Below are 17,683 nucleotides of genomic sequence, written 5' to 3'. Positions count from 1 at the left end.
TATTGCTTTTCCTAAGTAAATTTTGTTTGATGAACACCAATAACAGTTTCGAATTAGATCTTTTTAAATCCTTTAAGGAAGGAGACGAAACTGCCTTTAAATTTTTCTACGATAAATATTTCAGAAGAATCCAGTCATTCAGCATTCAGTTTATTTATGATGCCGATGAAGCCGAAAATCTGGCACAGGAAGCTTTACTTCACTTATGGCAAAGCAGAGAAAATATAGATTCTCTTAACGGAATCAAAGCTTTCGTGTTTACGTATGCCAAATCGAGATGCTTAAATTTAATCCGCCATAATAAGGTAAAGGATAAATTTAAAAACGAACACCTAAACCAAAAAGAAAGAGAACTGGACATTGAAGTTCTTAATTCGATTCAATTCGACACCTTAGAATTGACCGAATTAGAACGTATCATTCAGGAATCTGTAGACGATTTACCTCCCAAAACTCGAGAAGTTTTCATAAAAAAACGTTTTGAAAACAAAAAAAACGCCGAAATCGCAGCAGAAATGCAAGTGACCTTAAAAGCTGTAGAAGCCCATATGACAAAGGCTTTAAAGATTTTAAAGACCAAACTTTCAGATTATATGTTCTTGATTTTTATTCTTATTTATAATAATTAAGAATAAAAGGTAGGGTATTTTAATTCTGAGGTGTACTTATTATGGCGAGAAGATTTAAAACGCATTTATGACATCAGAAATACTTAACAAATACCTTTCAAACGAAGCTTCGGAACAAGAAGTACAGGCACTTTTTGAATGGATCGAAGCATCGGAAGAAAACAAACAGCAGTTTATAGCGGCAAAAAAAGCATGGGTACTAAATGCTTTGACCGAAAATACAATAACAGATGCTGTTCCGGTAATCCCAATGAAGCCAAAAAATAAAATTCGACAGTTTATGCGCTATGCTGCCGTACTTTTAGTTTTTGTCGGATTAGGATCGACGGTTTTGTTGTTTACTGAAAAAACAAAAGAGACAAAAGAAATTGTTCTGGAACTTGGCGACGGCCGTTTAGAAAACTATTCTCAAAAAAATCAGAGCTCGCTTTTTAATGACAAAGGAATTTTAGTAGCTAAAAAATTTCCAAATCATATGGTCTATTTTGGAAAAACAGCCGACAGCGAAGTACAATACAATACGTTGAAGATTCCGTACGGCAAACGATTCAAAATCACCCTTTCAGACGGAACAATCGTGAGTTTAAATTCCGGCACAACTTTTCGCTATCCGGAACAATTCGGAATCAACGGAAACCGAAACGTTTATCTAAGCGGAGAAGCTTTTTTTGAAGTAGCAAAAGACCAAAATCACCCGTTTATTGTGAATGCAAATCAGGTAGATATTAAAGTTTTGGGAACAAAATTTAATATCAGTGCTTATCCTGAAAATCCTACCGTAAACAGTACATTGATCGAAGGAAGCATTCAGATGTACGAAACCTCAGATTCTTTGAATTCTATAATTCTGGAGCCATCCCAAATGGCAACATGGAGCAGCAATTCAAAGAAAATTACTGTAAAAAATGTCGATACTGCCTTTTACAATGCCTGGACAAAAGGAGAATTAGCATTTAAGGACACCCCATTTTCTACCATCGCCAAGATTATTCAGCGTACCTACGACGTTGAGATTATCAATCAAAATTCTGACTTGGCCAGACAGAATTTTACCGGAACGATAAAAATCAGCGAATCTAGCGTAGAGAATATTTTAGATCTTCTAAAGCGAGACACGCCATTTCATTATTCTATTGACCAAAAAACAATTACCATTACCAATCCACGATAAATAAATTAACATGACATTTTCGATATCACCCGTTTTAAGAAAAATTCTGTTTTTCTTAGCACTCTTTATATCCGGATTTAAAGGATTTTCGCAGCAAAAATTAATTACCATACATGCCAAAAATCAGCCTATAAGCGTAATTATCAAATCAATTGAAGAACAAAGCGATTTTAGAATAATTTACAATGCCAGAAAAATAGACGCTGAGCAGCTGGCCGATTTAGACATTAACAATGCTACTTTAGAAACTGTGTTAAAGCAGTTGCTGAAAGGAAAAAATATTTCTTACTACATTCAGAAAAAACAGGTTTTACTCACCAGCACCACTCCTGACAGCTCTGAAAATCAACAAGAAAAAGAACGTTTTATTACTGGAATTGTTTACGATGCCAAAAGCAAATTACCGCTTCCGGGCGCAACTGTTCGCATCAAAGGAATGGGAAATGGCGGTATGGGCGCTATCACCGACTTTAACGGGAAATTTGCATACCAGCTAACCGGAAATGATATTCCGAATCTAGTACTTGAAGTCGGTTTTTTAGGAATGCAGACGCAATCGCAAAAAGCGGGTACTAAAAAACTATTTTCTTTTTTCCTTGAAGAAGCTGCAGACGAATTAAATCCTGTAGTTATTACTTCTTCTTATGGAACATCAAAAATGAAAGAAGAAATTGTGGGGAGTATTTCAAATATTACTGCAAAGGATATTCCAGTGCAACAGGCCTCAGAAAGTATAGACAAAATGCTTGAAGGTCAGATTGCAGGTGTTTTAATCGAAAATACTTCTGGTGTTGGCGGACCAGTAAAAATCAATATTCGTGGTCAGGGTACATTAAAATCCTTAACAAATTCAATTTTAGGAACTTCATCTCAGCCTTTGATTATTATTGATGGTGTTATTATGAGTGAACAATATGGTATTGATAATGAATATTTTGACGGCGGAAGGCTTGCTGAAGGATTATCAAATCCTCTTGCCATGATCTCAACTGATAATATTGAAGATTTTACGGTTTTAAAAGATGCAGCGGCTGTAGGTATCTACGGAGCTGATGGTGCGAATGGTGTCGTTCTGATTACTACAAAAAAAGGAAAGAAAGGCGATACGAAATTCGGTTTTTCAAACCAGTTTGGAGTTTCGTCAGCAATCAATCAAATAAAATACTTAAATGGTGAACAATACACTAATTTAAGAAATGATTATTTAAGAAACACAACTCCAGGATACGTTAATGTGCCGTATAATGGAATAAATACAAGCTGGTTCGATTTATTAAACAAAAACGGAATTTATAATAAATATAATTTTAGCGTTTCTGGAGCTGACACAAAATTCACTTATAGAACCAACATAACCTATTTAAAAATTGATGAACCTCAACTGGGCAACAATACAAAACAAATTAATGGTGGAATTAATGTAGGGTATAAAGGATCTAAATGGAGCGCCAATCTATCTCTTAATCCAAGTTTTATCAAAAAAGATGCGCCAAATATCTACTATGATTTTGCTTATGTCCCAAATTTATCTCCTTATAATGCAGATGGATCATACTCTCTATTAGGTGTTTCGGGCGGAAATACTGGAGGAAACCCTCTTGCTGCAATCGAACAAAACAAAAACGAAACTGAAACTTTTGGAATTTTAGGAAGTTTGAATTTAGGATATGAATTGAACAAAAACATCCGATTTTCGACCTTATTTGGTATTGATTACGTTGATAAAACACAAGACCGTTATTTTTCTGGAGAAAATGAGAGCGGACAAAACAATGGAACTTTTGTCTTAGGAGGCGATACTTATAATAACTGGGGAAGAAGACTGATAAACAACCGAAATTCTACTAAATGGAACTGGCAGGGACAAATGTTGTTTAATAAGGACATCAACCCAAACAACTCTATTGATGGAGTGATTGGATTTGAGCTTTCCGAAGAAAAAGCAAACTTTGAGTATGCTTCTGCATCTGGTTTTGTAAATCCGAATGTGATCAACAGAATCGAAGACTCAATGCAAGATGATGATCCTGCAACACCAAACATTGACGAATCTACAAGACGACAAGTGAGAGGATGGGAAATCAGCTATAATTCAAGAGTTTCGGCATTTGCTCAAATAAACTATAACTACAAAAAGAAATATTATGCTTTGGCCAATTTTAGACGTGATGAAAGTTCTGTTTTTGGTGATGATGCAAATGTGGCTTTTAATAGCGGAGCAGGTTTAGCATGGATTTTGAACAATGAAGATTTCTTAAAAAATACTTCATGGATTGATCTTTTGAAATTAAAAATAAGCTACGGTTCAACTGGTAATTCAAGAATTGGCTCTTATCGTTCAAAAGGACTTTATACAGTATCTCAAAATGGATACAACGGAAATATCGGCGCGACTTCTAGCGTATCTCCAAATGGAAATTTAAGCTGGGAAAAAAATGTAAAATTTAATACCGGCATCGATTTTAACATATTTAATTTCATAGACTTATCTTTAGAATATTATTATGACAGCCTATCAGATTTGATCACTTCTCGTGATATTCCAAGTGAAACAGGTTATACATCTGTGCAATTAAATGCGGCAGATATGTACAATAAAGGATTTGAATTTTCTACGAGATTTAGATGGTTTAAAAAAGACAAATTCAAGTGGTCGACTACCTTCAACATCGCTACAGTCGATAATAAAGTTACCAACTTGGTTGGTTTAGGAAGCGATTATGCTCAGGCAAATATTGCTTTGGCACAAAAAATTGGTTACAGTACGACTACAATCTGGGGAGTAAACTGGGTTGGTGTCGATCCTGCAACAGGACGTGACTTAATCAAAAAAAATGGACAAGTTTATGATGCTGCAACTTACAATAGACTATTTACCAATGCTGACTGGGAGCCAATTGGAGATACACAACCTAAAGCTTTTGGAGGTTTTGCTAATAGAATTACATACAACAAGATTACCTTGTCTATAAATGGTTCGTTTCAATGGGGCGGAGATAAGTTTGTATCAGACCAGATTATTTCTAAAACTAATACAACATCAAACAGAAATATGTCTGTAAATGCTTATGATTATTGGAGAAATCCTGGGGATATCGTTTCTCAACCTGCTCCAAGCAACAATACTTTGATTTCAAACATGAGTAAATATGTTTATGATGCGACTTACATCAAAATCAACAACATTAATTTGAGCTACGATGTTCCGATTAAAAATACTTTTCTGGATTCTCTAACCATTTTTGCTGATGTTTCTAATGCGCTTTATTGGTACAAAGAAAAAAGCCCAGCGGGAATGAATGGTATTCGCGAATTTAGTTACACTTATCCACAAGCAAGAACTATTTCATGTGGTCTTAATACAAAATTTTAAAAAAGATGAGATATTTTAAAAACATAAAATTTATACTGTTTACAGCAATACTTTTGTCATTGCAAGGCTGCAGTGATTTTTTAGAACAAGAACCTGGTACTCAAATATCAATTACAGAACAATTAAAAACCAAACAAGGTGTTTTACAGGCATTAAATGGGGTTTATGGTTCTCTTGAATCTAATTTACGCGGAGGAAATTTTGCCGTATACTCAGATCTTCAGGGAGGAAATATAAAATTCACTCCTTCGATAACGCAAAGTACAAAAGGACAGATTAGTACTCCCAGTACAATTGCAAACATTTATGCGTTTGATGATATTTCGAATACTTCGAACTTAGCTTATTTTTATAGTAACAGCTATACAATCATAAATTTATCTAACTTAATTTTAGAATTTACAGATGCTTTAACTGACGCAACTGATGCAGAAAAAAATCAAATAAAAGCTCAGGCATTGACCATTAGAGCTTATGCCCACTTTTTGTTAAGTGAAGTCTACAGCCAGAATTATGGCTTTACTGAAGACGCATCGCATTTAGGAATTGTGTACAGTACAACTTCTCTAAACGACGGACTTAAATATCCTGCAAGAGAAACTGCTGCCAACACTTATAAACTTCTTGTTGAGGATTTAACTGCAGCATTAAATTTATACTCAGATGCAACTCTTTTGAGTGGTCCTGTATATTCTTATTTCACGAAAACAAGTGCTCAAGCGCTTTTAGCAAGAGTTTATTTAGCTAAAAAAGATTGGCAGAACGCTTATAATATTTCAAATGACATCATTACAGGTTCAGGAGTAAATTTGGTTAGTTCTTCAGATTATATCTCTGAATGGGCAAAACCAGATCTGCCAGTTTCTGAAATTCTATTAGAATTTTCAATTCCAAGATCAACAGATGGAGTGTCAAGTGGATCCATGTCGGCTCATTTTGGTTACACTACTGACACGTCGTACGGAAATTATGTTGCTTCAGAAGATCTAATAAATTTATATGAAACGTCAGATATCCGAAGACAATTGTTTCAAGTACAATCAATCTCGACTATTGTAAATTTACAACCTGTTAATCGCAACTATTATTTTACAAGAAAATTTCAAGGAAATCCAGGTTATGTAGCTTTTAGACTAAGTGAACAATATTTAATTCGTGCAGAAGCCTCTCTTGAGCTTAACAATACCGCACAAGCCAAAGAAGATATAAATACAATCCGAATCAGAGCAAATGCAAGTACCCTCAGTGATACTGAAAACCTAAGAGATGCTTTATTCTTAGAAAGAAGAAAAGAACTTTGTTTTGAAGGTTTCTTATTTTTTGATATCGCCAGAAATAAAAAAGATGTTTCGAGAAACGATGGATGTATTTCATTGAACTGCAGTATTACTTATCCTTCCTCAAAATATGTATTGCCAATACCAAGAAACAACATTAATCTTAACCCAAACCTAAAGCAAAATGAATCGTATTAAAATTATATACCTAGTAAGCATCTTTGCAGCACTTGCGTCTTGTTCGAAGGATGACTATAGATTAGACAAAAGTGTTACTCCCTTTGTGAGATTTAATTTCTTAGCAAGCAGTGCTGGTGTTCCATTAGAATATCCTTCGGTTAGCACCACCATTATACCTTCATCTAGTTATGAAAACAAATCGGTAAAAACCTTAAAAGTTCCGGTTAGCTTAACCTCAATGGATTTAAAATCGCCAGTTGTAGTAAATTTCAGCACTGCTACTACAGGTGATCTCGATACTTTCAGTGTTAATCCAGAGAGTGAATTATTGTTTCAGCCAAATAAACTAACAGATACCATTTATGTTTCTTTTGATCAAAGATGGAAAAACAAGCAAGCCATTACTCTAAAATTAGAAAATGCGTCTAATCCTGAAGTTCATATTGGAAACTTAAACACTAATTCTCCAAATAATGTATTTACTATTAATTTAGAAGATGTAAGCACAACTTATACTTTTCCTGTAAAAGATTTAGTTGTAAAAGGAGAGGCAGGCGAAACGATAGATTTTAAGGTGAATTTCCCAAACGGATTTATTCCCTCAGAAATTGAAAGTGCCTCTATTTTCAAATTTACAAACGGTTTTGAATATTCTTTAACTCATGATGATTTCGGAGACAATAGAAGTTCTATTACCTATCATCTGACGCTTTTAGAAGATATTCAGAATGATGATGCTCGCTATGAAACAAAAATTAATCTTGTCAATATCACAAACTATATTGCCACTGGAAATACAAGTTTAACTATTGTAAAACCAATAAAATCTCAAAGAGATGTTCAGGCCTATCCCGCTTCCAAATTTACAGATCCAACAAATGCCTTTTATTTGACTTACGGAGAACATTGGTTTAATAACAACGAAAACTGTGCATGGATGACTTTCAACGCTTTAACTTTTCCAGTTGTTGCAACAAAAGATAATCCGAATGCTATTTTGTACAGCGATAGAGGAACATCTAATCCAAATGATGATATCTACCACGATGCCTTTAAAATCGGATTTAACGTTGCCAGCGGTACGAATACTGTAAACTCTTTTGGTTTAAAAAGATGGTTTTCTAACGAAAGTAATTCTGCAGCTATTTCTCCAGGATTTAATATTACCTCAGCGTTAGAGTTTTTCCCGGCAAATGGAACAAGCAAAACCGAAGGAACAGTTTTAGTCATTCCACAAGATATTACAATTGGATCTAGTGCTACAAATACTCATGTCATAGCAATTTCCGGTGAAGGAACATATAAAGAAATCAGTAACGGTTTATTTGAAATTTCATTTGAATTGAAACTTACCAATGACAAACTCTTTGGAGGAACGGTATCGACACAATACAGAATGTACAATAACAGAACGTACCCAAAACCGGCTGCTTTGAGTATTCCGTGCCCTAAAGAAGTTACGCTTTAGTGTTCAGTGTACAGATTTTAGTATTCAGTCGCAGTTGACAGTCTGGAACTTTTCAAGCTTTGTCAAAGTTTAAAAACTTTGACAAAGCTTTTAGCATATCAAAAAAAAATATTTCAAGTTTCAGGTTTCACGTTCTGTTGCAACCTGAAACTTGAAACCTGAAACTTCAAACAAATCAAAAAAAAACAAAAAGCAAAAAATTGAAAAAACTAATCTTCCCTATTCTTTTCCTGCTGAGCTTGACGGCTTATAATAGTGTGGAAAATCCTGATTATATTGATATTCAGGAACTCCGAAAACTGTATTCCAGTGGTGATGCTTCAAAATGGCCGGCAGCCGAATTACATGAGAGTATTGACAAATCAAAATTTCAGGACATCGGTGTGCTTCCTGCCGTTCCTTATCCCGCTTATAATCCGTATTCTAAGGAAAAAGAAAGTTTGGGGAAAATATTGTTTTTTGACCCAAGATTATCACGAAGCGGACAAATTGCCTGCGCTTCCTGCCACAATCCAGAATTGGGCTGGACAGATAATTTGACACGCTCATTTGGACATGATCGCCAGACTGGAAAACGAAATTCGATGACCATTCTGAATTCTGCTTATGCCACTTCACTGTTTTGGGATGGAAGAGCTTCAAGTTTAGAAGATCAAGCGCAGTTTCCGGTTGCTGATCCTTTGGAAATGAATGAAAAACTGACTATTGCCGTTGACAAAATCGCTAAAATTAAAGGTTACAATTCTCTGTTTACAGCTGCTTTTGGTGACAAAAAAGTGACTTTAGAGCGAATTCAATATGCCATTGCAACTTTCGAAAGATCTATCAATAGTCCGAAAAGCAAGTTTGATCAGTTTATAAGCGGAAAATCAGAAATATACACCGATCAGCAGGTAAAAGGTCTTCATTTATTCAGAACCAAAGCGCAATGTATTAACTGTCATAATACGCCTTATTTTAGTGATAATCAGTTTCATAATGACGGACAGACTTTATTCGGAACCAAAAATGAAGATTTCGGACGTTATAATGTGACTAAAGATGTAAAAGATATCGGTAAATTCCGAACGCCAACACTTCGCGAAGTGGTAAACACCAAGCCTTGGATGCATCACGGACATTTCCCTACTTTATTGGATGTTGTAGAATTGTACAATTTAGGAAATCCATCTCCTGTTCAGAAAAAATATTTGGGAACGCCAAGAGATTCCCTGATTCCGAAAGTAGATCCGATGCTTAAAAAACTGAATTTGAGTAAGGAAGAAATGGGAGATTTATTGGCTTTTATCGAAACCTTAAGTACGCCGACAAGAAGAATTATTTATCCTGAAATGCCGAAATAGCAGCAACAAAAATGATTTGTCTTTTGCTCCCAATTAATTGCAAATCTATTAAACCTTTTTCTTTTTGGAAAGGGCTTATTTTGTTTAAACTAAGGAGCACAATATGGAAAATTTTCCGATAATCTTGCAACAATGACCATTTGTCTTTTTGTAGCTTTATAAAGTATTTAAAGATGCCATTCGAAGCCAATCAATAATTATTTGCTATCTTTTTATTGATACATGAAATACCGCTTTATTCTTGATATTATTGGCGTTTCTTAAATTTGAGTCTAACTCAAAAGAAGCTTCTTCTTTTATAAAAATTACTATTATGAAAATAGATCAAATCGAAATCAAAACAAATGATATCCAGAAAACGAAAACATTTTATCAGAATCTTTTTGGGCTTTTTATTCTGGAAAACGACCAAAAATCGATAACGTTTCAGGCTGGAACTTCTATTTTAAAATTTGTTGAAGATCCGGCCTTTAATTCCATATATCATTTTGCTTTTAATATTCCTGAAAATCAACTTGAAGAAGCTATTAAATGGTGTGAAAACAAAGTCGAATTAATTGTTTTAGAAGATAAAAGCGTAGTTACGAATTTCGAAAATTGGAATGCGCATTCTATTTATTTCTTCGATCATAACGGAAATTTATTGGAGTTCATTGCCAGACATGACCTTAATAACGAACAAGTTGGCGAATTCAACTCTGCTTCTATTTTAAGCATAAGCGAAATCGGAATTGTTACCGAAAGTCCATTAGAGTTAGGAAATCAATTAATTGAAGAACATGGTTTGCATTTCTTTTCTCAAAACACAAATACAGACAAATTTGCAGCAATTGGTGATCATGAAGGTTTATTGATTTTGGTACAACCAACTAGAAATTGGTATCCAACTCAAATTCCTTCTGAAAGTAATCCGGTAAGAATATCGTTAGAAAATAATGAAAATATAATTGAATTGAAATTTTTATAATTAAATACAATATATTTACTATCAAATTTTTACTAACTACAGTGCTTTTTTAGATGAAAAACATACTCACGACGATTTTTCTATTTTCAATTTTTACATCAAATACTGTAGACGCACAATCAAAAGATCCAATTTTACAAAAACTGATCGACAATAATCTTATTGAACAAAAACAAGTAAAAGATTTTGAGAAAAGCCGAGATCGAGTAAAAACAAAGAACACTACTTCATATTTGTACGGATTGTTTCAATGTGAATATAAAAGCATAACTGGAAATTTCTTTTCTGAGATAGGCTCGCATGATATTTTTGAGTCGGAAAAACTGAATGAAGACCAACAAAAAAAGGAAAATCAAGAACTTATCGATTATCTTTTAAGACTTAAAAAATGTGAGCTTCTTAATGAAAAGCAGACACAGTATTTTCATCAGAAAATAAATAAAAAATCGTATACCAACAAACTTCAATTTATCAGCGATATTACCTTTAAGGCTTTCAAAGAAGATTATATGGCACCTGATAAACTAAAAGAATTTGCCGATAAATTAAAACAAAATGGAATTGTCGAAATGCAAGACCAAAATCTTATTTTTGCTATAGACAATCAAAAAATCAAAAACCCGATTGACATGCTTGCGTATTGCTCCAAAGCCGTAATCATTGATCCAAAAAATTACGCCAGTGAGCCTGAAAAGTATTTAGAACTTGTTCATCAAAAAACAGCTACTATATTGCCTGAACTGGCTTTTACCAATTTTGAATTTCAAATTGCACTTGACAGTATCATGTCTGATGAAGATGATAAATTCTACGACTTTATTGTTTCAATCCAATCAAATGGGATAAAGTATAAGCAAAAAAGTTTTTACCATATGTACACTCCTTCTAAAAATAAATATTCCTCAGGTTTTATCGATTCTCAGGAGTATTATAAAATCTTCAATAAAATACTTGCTGACCAACACTCACCATACAGACTTCATCGAATTACATCTTATAACGAAGATACAACTGAGGAAAAACCTTTTGGAATAATGGCTTTAAGTAAAGATCAAGAAAAAGCATTTCAAAATCCGGAATCTTATTTGGTACCAAGTTCGGAAGATTTCAAAAACAAACCCACGACTTCGCAAATTGAGAAAGCGATTGAGGACTATATAAAAATTGGCTTGTTTTCAAATTTAACAGTAGAGCAAATTAATCTGGGAAAAGAAAAGGTCTCTCAACAAGAAAATAGCAATTACAACCAAATTCTTTTTGCTTTTCCAAACATGATTTATTGGTTTGATACGGAACTAGGAAATCTTGAAGATCCATACGCAGAACTTATTAAGGAATTTGCTATAATCTCTCACAATGAATTTAATCCAAGTCATGTTTCAAATTCATTTGATATCGAAAAGAGCAAAAAAACGACATTAAAATTTAAGCTGGACAATAAATCTTATACTAAAGTTTTTAAAATAGATAATGATTGGATTGATCCTGATTTTTTTGATTTTGTAAAATCCGTTGTAACCGAGCAAAAGCTAAAAGGGCAGTTTTACGAATTATATACCGGCGGACAAGACGCACAAGTTGTGTTTCTCACCAAAGAGCAGTACGATTATATTCGAGTAAATAAGTTGCTTTTATTCGCAAATCAAGAATGGAAAGAAGAGTAAATCTTCTTCCAATCCTTAAGATAATATTCTAAAACTTCATCTTCTGAATCCTTACCGCATTCAAAATCGCCAACAATGCCACGCCTACATCAGCAAAAACAGCTTCCCACATTGTGGCAAGTCCGCCGGCGCCGAGGATTAGCACAAAAGCTTTTACTACGAAAGCTAAAATGATATTTTGCCAAACGATTTTTTTGGTTTGTTTTCCGATGTTGATTGCCATTGCGATTTTGCTTGGTTTATCATCTTGAATAACAACATCTGCCGTTTCAATTGCAGCGTCGCTTCCTAAACCTCCCATTGCAATTCCAACAGTGCTCAAAGCAATTACAGGCGCATCGTTTACGCCATCGCCTACAAAAGCAATCGTTTCGTTTCTGGCTTTAATTTCGTTTACTTTATTGACTTTCTCTTCTGGAAGCAAATCTCCAAATGCTTTTGTGATTCCGAGTTTGTCAGCGACAAACTGAACCACATTGGTTTTATCACCGCTCAACATCGTTAATTTTACTCCCAACGATTTCAGTTTAGAAACGGTTTCTTTTGCATCTTCTTTTATTTCGTCTGCAATGGTTAGATAACCTGCAAATTTTCCATCATAAGCGATTGCAATGGTGGTGTAAACGATTGTTGAAGGATTAATATCATACGAAATATTGAATTTATCCAAGAGCTTAAAATTCCCCACATGCAGTTCTTTTCCATCAAACATGGCTTTTAATCCGTGTCCAGAAATTTCTTCGATTTCTTTTAATTCTATTGAAGGATCAATTTGCCCAACATAATTATGAATCGCAGTAGCAACAGGATGCGTGCTTCGGCTTTCCAGAGCATTAGCCAGTTTGAGAATTTCTTCTTTATCCAATTCCGGTTTTAGAATCACTTCCTGAACTTTAAAAACACCTTCGGTCATGGTTCCCGTTTTATCTACCACCACATTCTGAATGGTCGAAATGCTGTCTAGAAAATTACTGCCTTTAAACAGAATTCCGTTTTTACTTGCTGCACCAATTCCGCCAAAATAACCTAACGGAATACTAATCACCAAGGCACAAGGACAAGAAATTACCAGAAAAACCAAGGCTCTGTACAACCAGTCCGAAAAAACATAATTATCTACAAACAACATTGGCAACAAACAAATCGCAATGGCCAAATACACTACAATTGGCGTGTAGATTTTAGCAAATTTTCTAATAAACAATTCGGCAGGCGCTTTTTTGGTTGTCGCATTTTGAACCAATTCCAGAATTTTAGACAATTTACTGTCGTTATAAGCAGTTGTCACTTTTACTTCAGCAATCGTATTTCCGTTTATCATTCCCGCAAGAACCGTTTCTCCTTTCTTTTTAGTATCAGGTTTGCTTTCTCCTGTTAAAGCCGCTGTATTAAAAGAAGCCGAATCTGATACTAATTCGCCATCCAATCCTAATTTTTCTCCAGCTTTAAGCTCAATGATAGAGCCAATCGAAACGTCTTTGGCTTTGACTTTTACAGCTATATTGTTTTCTAAAACATGCACCTCATCTGGACGTGAATCTAAAAGGCTTTTTATGTTTGATTTTGCTCTGCTGACTGCCATTCCTTGGAAAGTCTCTCCAATTGTATAAAACAGCATCACAGCAACTCCTTCTGGATATTCACCAATTGCAAAAGCTCCAATGGTGGCAATACACATGAGGAAAAATTCAGAAAACACGTCTCCCTTTCTAATGCTTTCATAAGCTTCTCGCAAAACCGGAAATCCAACAGGAAGATAGGCAATTGCATACCACAGAATCCTAACGTATCCTGTAAACCACTGTTGCGGAAAATAGTTATCAAAAACAATTCCGATAATCAGTAAAACAAAAGATAAGATTGAAGGCAGAAAGAGTCTAAAAAGATTTCCTTGTAAATTGTGTTCATGGTCGTGTCCTTCGTGATTAAGACCGCCATTATGAGAATGTACAGGTTCATCATGCGAACAGCAACAGGAAGTTTTCGGCTTGTTTTTTATATTTTTTACCTCTTTATCTTGATGTATCATTTTTTTAGTTTCAGGCTTCAGGTTTCAAGTTTTAAATCCTGAAGTTTTATTTAAATAATGCTCTAAATTTACGGCTATTTTTTCTGCCGCGAAGGCGCTAAGACGCAAAGTTTTTTTTACATTATAGAAAAAACGAATTTTTTGCCTCTAAGGCGCTAAGACACGAAGTTATTTTGTTTAATATAGATTTATTCTACAAATTTTATTTTCAATTGCCTCTGGCTTTAGCTGGAGGTTAAATGAAACCTATTTTTAGGCTTTAGCCAAACTTGCGCAAGTTTGGCTAAAGCCTTTTCTTATCATTATACATTCCTACAGCTAAAGCTGTAGGCAATTGAAGAAAACTTAAAAGAAAAAAAAACTCTAAGACTCCGAAACCTTGCAAGATTCCTTTGCGCCTTAGTGCCTTAGTGGCAGAAAAAAAATCAACGAATCAATTGAAAATATAGCCTGCGGTTTCAACCGCAGGAACGCTTTGTGGAGTTTTCAGTGTGATATACGCTATTTTTTGCCTCTAAGGCGCTAAGACACGAAGTTATTTTGTTTAATATAGATTTATTCTACAAATTTTATTTTCAATTGCCTCTGGCTTTAGCTGGAGGTTAAATGAAACCCATTTTATAGGCTTTAGCCAAACTTGCGCAAGTTTGGCTAAAGCCTTTTCGTATCATTATACATTCCTACAGCTAAAGCTGTAGGCAATTGAAGAAAACTTAAAAGAAAAAAATAAAACTCTACGACTCCACAACCTTGCAAAATTCCTTTGCGCCTTAGCGCCTTCGTGGCAGAAAAACTTTGCGACTTGGAATCTTGGCGAGATTCTTCTAATAAAACTTAAAAAAAACTTAGCGTCTTAGCGCCTTAGCGGCAAAACGACTTCTTAATGCGTATGCTCTCCCCCGCCCTTCATCGCAGACAATAAATAGAAAGCGCCTTTGGTAACGATTTTTGCATCGGACTCAATCTTATCTACAAATTTGATTTCGGTAAAACCTAAATCTGTAGTTCCAGGAACCACTTCTACAACTTTAAAATGAATTTCATTTTCGTGCGCTTCTTCTTTTTCACCTGCTGCGTGTTCGTGTTTTTCTTCCGCATGAGCTTCTTCTTGTACAAAAACAAAATACTTATCGGCATTTTTGACCACCGCATCTTTTGGAAGCGCCGGAACTGTTGCGTTTGTGATGTTAATGTTTGCAGAAACATACATTCCTGGAATCAGACCTTTGGCATCGGCTGGATCAATTTTGGCGTGTACCGCAACGGTTTTGCTTTCGTTAGAAAAAGATTTATTGATTCCGAAAATCTTTCCTTTAATCGATTTATTGGACTGATTCGTTAATACAAAATCAATTACCTGACCAATAGAAATCGAACCCAAATCTTTTTCGTACACATTCAAATCCAAATGCATCTGGCTGTTATCCACAACTTCAAACAGCGAAACTCCCGTGTTAGCAAAAGCGCCTTTCGCAATATTGATTTTCCCAACATAACCATTAATTGGCGCAACAATTGGAACTAGAGAGGATTTTCCTTTTGCCGAAACGTTTAAAGCATCTAACTTATTCTTTGCGGCCTGTGCCCTAGCTCTTTCGGCGGCTAATTTGGCTTTCACTTCCTGAAATATCTTTCTCGGATTTACATTTTCGTCACTCAAGGTTTTCTGGCGATTGTATTCCAGTTGCAGATATTCAACATTAGCAATTGCCGATTGGTATTCTTCCTGCATCTCAATCACTTCCAGATTTTGGATTGTTGCCAGAACTTTTCCTTTGTTGACAAATGTTCCTTCCAAAACAAAGATATCTTTTACCGTTCCACCAATCAAAGTCGAAACCTCGGCAGAATTCTGTGGCGGAACTGTAGTGTAACCATTGGCTTTAATTATTTTATTGAGGTTTCGGTCTTCTACAAATCCTGTTTCAATGCCAACTGTTTTGTATTGCGATTCTGTCAAAGCGACTTCCGTACTTGACTTTTCTTCCTCGTGAGATTCTTCAGTTTTCTTTTCAGTACAGCTTGTCAAAGTAACCGCAAGGCACGCAAAGATAAAGCGCAAGGCACGCAAGGAAATTAAACTTTGCGCTCTTTCCGAAACCTTTGCGCCCTTTGCGGTTAAATAATTAAGTATATTTTTCATTATTAATTGTTTTTGATGGTTGGGAATTGGAGTTCGATTGCACTTTGATTGTAGCTGTGTGTTGCTTCAGCATATTGTTTTTTAATATCAATCGCCTGATTCAAAAAGCTGATATAAGACCAGTAACTCATATCGCCATTAGCATAACTTTTCTGTGCCGTTTCTATAATTTGATTCGCATATTGCAATCCTTCGTTTTGATAATAATTTAGATTTTTCTGCTGTTTTTTAAAGTTGTTTTGCAACTCTTCCTTTTGTAAACTCAAAATCATTTTATTTTTATCCAAAGCCAATTGCGACTGCGAAACACCAATTTCTGCCGCCTTCGCTTTCGTTGTATTTACACCTCCAAACAACGGAATTTGCAATCCGGCCGTAAATCCCTGAAACAAAGATTCGGTATTAATGGTTTGGGCAAAATACCCTAATCCGACTTTCGGCGTTCTCAAGGCTTTAAAAGTTCCTGCTTCTTTTTGGTAAACCGAAATCTGCTGTTGATAGAATTCGGTCATCAAACTTTCGGCTTTTGCGTTTTGCTGATTTTCTGCAAAAACATATTGTAAAGCCGTATTGGGATCGGGAACAATATTTTCGTTCGTCTGAATAAAAAACTGAAGCTGTTTTTGATAAATCGCCAAATCGTAATTTAATTGTTCCTTTTGTGTTTCAATTTCTTTGACTTTTGCTTTCGCAGAAATCACTTCGATATTCCCGCTTTCTCCAGTTTTAAATCGAAGTTCGGCATTCTTTAAGAATTTGGTGTAAATATCATTCAGTTCTGAATTTAGCTTTTGAATTGAAATGCCGTATAAATATTGATAATACGATAATGTCACCGCCTTTTCTAAGTCATAAGATGATAATGCTTTTCGTTTTTCGGCCAGTTTAGCCAATTCTTCCTGCAATTGCCTATTGGCTTTTGTAATATTACCCAATGGAAAAAACTGCTGTACCGAAACATTATGATCGAAATCGACGCTATTGAACTGCCCGCCTTGATACTGCACCTGAAGCGGATCGGGCTGAAAAGCTGCTTTCTTTAAAACAGTTTGTTTTTCGATTTCTTTATCGGCTATTTTTAAGTCGATATTGTTGGATTTGGCTAATTCAATGGCTTTTTCTAGGCTGATGGATTGCTGGGCGAAAATTGTTGTGCTTACCAATAGGAATGTGCTTAACCACAAAACTTTATTTGCCAATAGGAATTCACTTAACCGCAAAGTTCGCAAAGGAAGCGCGAAGTACGCAAAGAATTTTATGTTGATTTTATATTGTATTTTCATAGTTACTTAATTTAATTTCACGCAGATCTAAAAAGATTTTAGCAGATAAACGCAGATTATTATTTTAATTAAAATCTGTAGAATCTGCTAAAATCTGCAGAATCTGCGTGAAAATCTTTTAAATTGACAATTTAGTTCACGCAGATCTAAAAAGAT

At 34.9% G+C, this 17,683-nt stretch carries 11 protein-coding genes; 8 read left to right on the top strand and 3 right to left on the bottom strand.

What is annotated here, in order from left to right; translation table 11 throughout:
• The first annotated feature begins 29 nt into the window (after positions 1-29).
• From E0W73_RS21120 to E0W73_RS21085, 8 genes are all read left to right on the top strand, one after another.
• Positions 30-629 carry an RNA polymerase sigma-70 factor gene (locus tag E0W73_RS21120; protein ID WP_135224032.1) on the top strand — a complete coding sequence of 200 codons (600 nt, stop codon included), beginning with the start codon at positions 30-32 and terminating at the stop codon, positions 627-629.
• A 67-nt stretch (positions 630-696) separates the two neighbouring features.
• The gene (locus tag E0W73_RS21115) at positions 697-1,800 is read left to right on the top strand and encodes a FecR family protein (protein ID WP_135224031.1); all 1,104 of its coding nucleotides are present in this window, start codon (positions 697-699) and stop codon (positions 1,798-1,800) included.
• Positions 1,801-1,810: 10 nt separating this feature from the next.
• A complete protein-coding gene (locus tag E0W73_RS21110) occupies positions 1,811-5,173 on the top strand; it encodes a SusC/RagA family TonB-linked outer membrane protein (RefSeq protein ID WP_135224030.1) in 3,363 nt (1,120 codons plus the stop codon).
• 5 nt (positions 5,174-5,178) lie between these two features.
• Complete coding sequence (locus tag E0W73_RS21105; RefSeq protein WP_135224029.1) at positions 5,179-6,648, top strand: RagB/SusD family nutrient uptake outer membrane protein; 1,470 nt, start codon at positions 5,179-5,181, stop codon at positions 6,646-6,648.
• Entirely contained in the window at positions 6,635-8,098 is a 1,464-nt protein-coding gene (locus E0W73_RS21100; RefSeq protein ID WP_135224028.1) for a hypothetical protein, read from the top strand. Before E0W73_RS21105 ends, E0W73_RS21100 begins: the two co-directional genes overlap by 14 nt.
• Positions 8,099-8,298: 200 nt before the next feature.
• Positions 8,299-9,441 (top strand): cytochrome-c peroxidase, encoded by a 1,143-nt coding sequence (locus E0W73_RS21095; RefSeq protein ID WP_244248535.1) that lies wholly within the window; start codon positions 8,299-8,301, stop codon positions 9,439-9,441.
• A 313-nt stretch (positions 9,442-9,754) separates the two neighbouring features.
• Positions 9,755-10,408 (top strand): VOC family protein, encoded by a 654-nt coding sequence (locus E0W73_RS21090; RefSeq protein ID WP_135224027.1) that lies wholly within the window; start codon positions 9,755-9,757, stop codon positions 10,406-10,408.
• Positions 10,409-10,461: 53 nt separating this feature from the next.
• Entirely contained in the window at positions 10,462-12,072 is a 1,611-nt protein-coding gene (locus E0W73_RS21085) for a hypothetical protein (protein WP_135224026.1), read from the top strand.
• Between the two features lie 28 nt (positions 12,073-12,100).
• Here E0W73_RS21085 and E0W73_RS21080 read toward each other — a convergent pair whose 3' ends face one another.
• The 3 genes from E0W73_RS21080 to E0W73_RS21070 all read right to left on the bottom strand — a co-directional run bounded on the left by E0W73_RS21080 (position 12,101) and on the right by E0W73_RS21070 (position 17,527).
• Positions 12,101-14,101 (bottom strand): heavy metal translocating P-type ATPase, encoded by a 2,001-nt coding sequence (locus tag E0W73_RS21080; RefSeq protein WP_135224025.1) that lies wholly within the window; start codon positions 14,099-14,101, stop codon positions 12,101-12,103.
• A gap of 880 nt (positions 14,102-14,981) precedes the next feature.
• Positions 14,982-16,244 (bottom strand): efflux RND transporter periplasmic adaptor subunit, encoded by a 1,263-nt coding sequence (locus tag E0W73_RS21075; RefSeq protein WP_135224024.1) that lies wholly within the window; start codon positions 16,242-16,244, stop codon positions 14,982-14,984.
• Between the two features lie 2 nt (positions 16,245-16,246).
• A complete protein-coding gene (locus E0W73_RS21070; protein WP_244248534.1) occupies positions 16,247-17,527 on the bottom strand; it encodes a TolC family protein in 1,281 nt (426 codons plus the stop codon).
• Positions 17,528-17,683 lie beyond the last annotated feature (156 nt).

Origin of the sequence: Flavobacterium foetidum, assembly GCF_004634245.1 — a bacterium.
Taxonomy (GTDB): domain Bacteria; phylum Bacteroidota; class Bacteroidia; order Flavobacteriales; family Flavobacteriaceae; genus Flavobacterium; species Flavobacterium foetidum.
The sequence above is the reverse complement of the archived record's forward strand: the minus strand, read 5'-3'. Positions and strand labels throughout refer to the sequence as shown.

Excerpts from the sequence above, each read along its gene's own strand:
- E0W73_RS21120 (WP_135224032.1), top strand. The coding sequence starts at position 30 with ATGAACACCAATAACAGTTTCGAATTAGATCTTTTTAAATCCTTTAAG.
- E0W73_RS21115 (WP_135224031.1), top strand. The coding sequence starts at position 697 with ATGACATCAGAAATACTTAACAAATACCTTTCAAACGAAGCTTCGGAA.
- E0W73_RS21110 (WP_135224030.1), top strand. The coding sequence starts at position 1,811 with ATGACATTTTCGATATCACCCGTTTTAAGAAAAATTCTGTTTTTCTTA.
- E0W73_RS21105 (WP_135224029.1), top strand. The coding sequence starts at position 5,179 with ATGAGATATTTTAAAAACATAAAATTTATACTGTTTACAGCAATACTT.
- E0W73_RS21100 (WP_135224028.1), top strand. The coding sequence starts at position 6,635 with ATGAATCGTATTAAAATTATATACCTAGTAAGCATCTTTGCAGCACTT.
- E0W73_RS21090 (WP_135224027.1), top strand. The coding sequence starts at position 9,755 with ATGAAAATAGATCAAATCGAAATCAAAACAAATGATATCCAGAAAACG.
- E0W73_RS21085 (WP_135224026.1), top strand. The coding sequence starts at position 10,462 with ATGAAAAACATACTCACGACGATTTTTCTATTTTCAATTTTTACATCA.
- E0W73_RS21080 (WP_135224025.1), bottom strand. The coding sequence starts at position 14,101 with ATGATACATCAAGATAAAGAGGTAAAAAATATAAAAAACAAGCCGAAA.
- E0W73_RS21075 (WP_135224024.1), bottom strand. The coding sequence starts at position 16,244 with ATGAAAAATATACTTAATTATTTAACCGCAAAGGGCGCAAAGGTTTCG.
- E0W73_RS21070 (WP_244248534.1), bottom strand. The coding sequence starts at position 17,527 with ATGAAAATACAATATAAAATCAACATAAAATTCTTTGCGTACTTCGCG.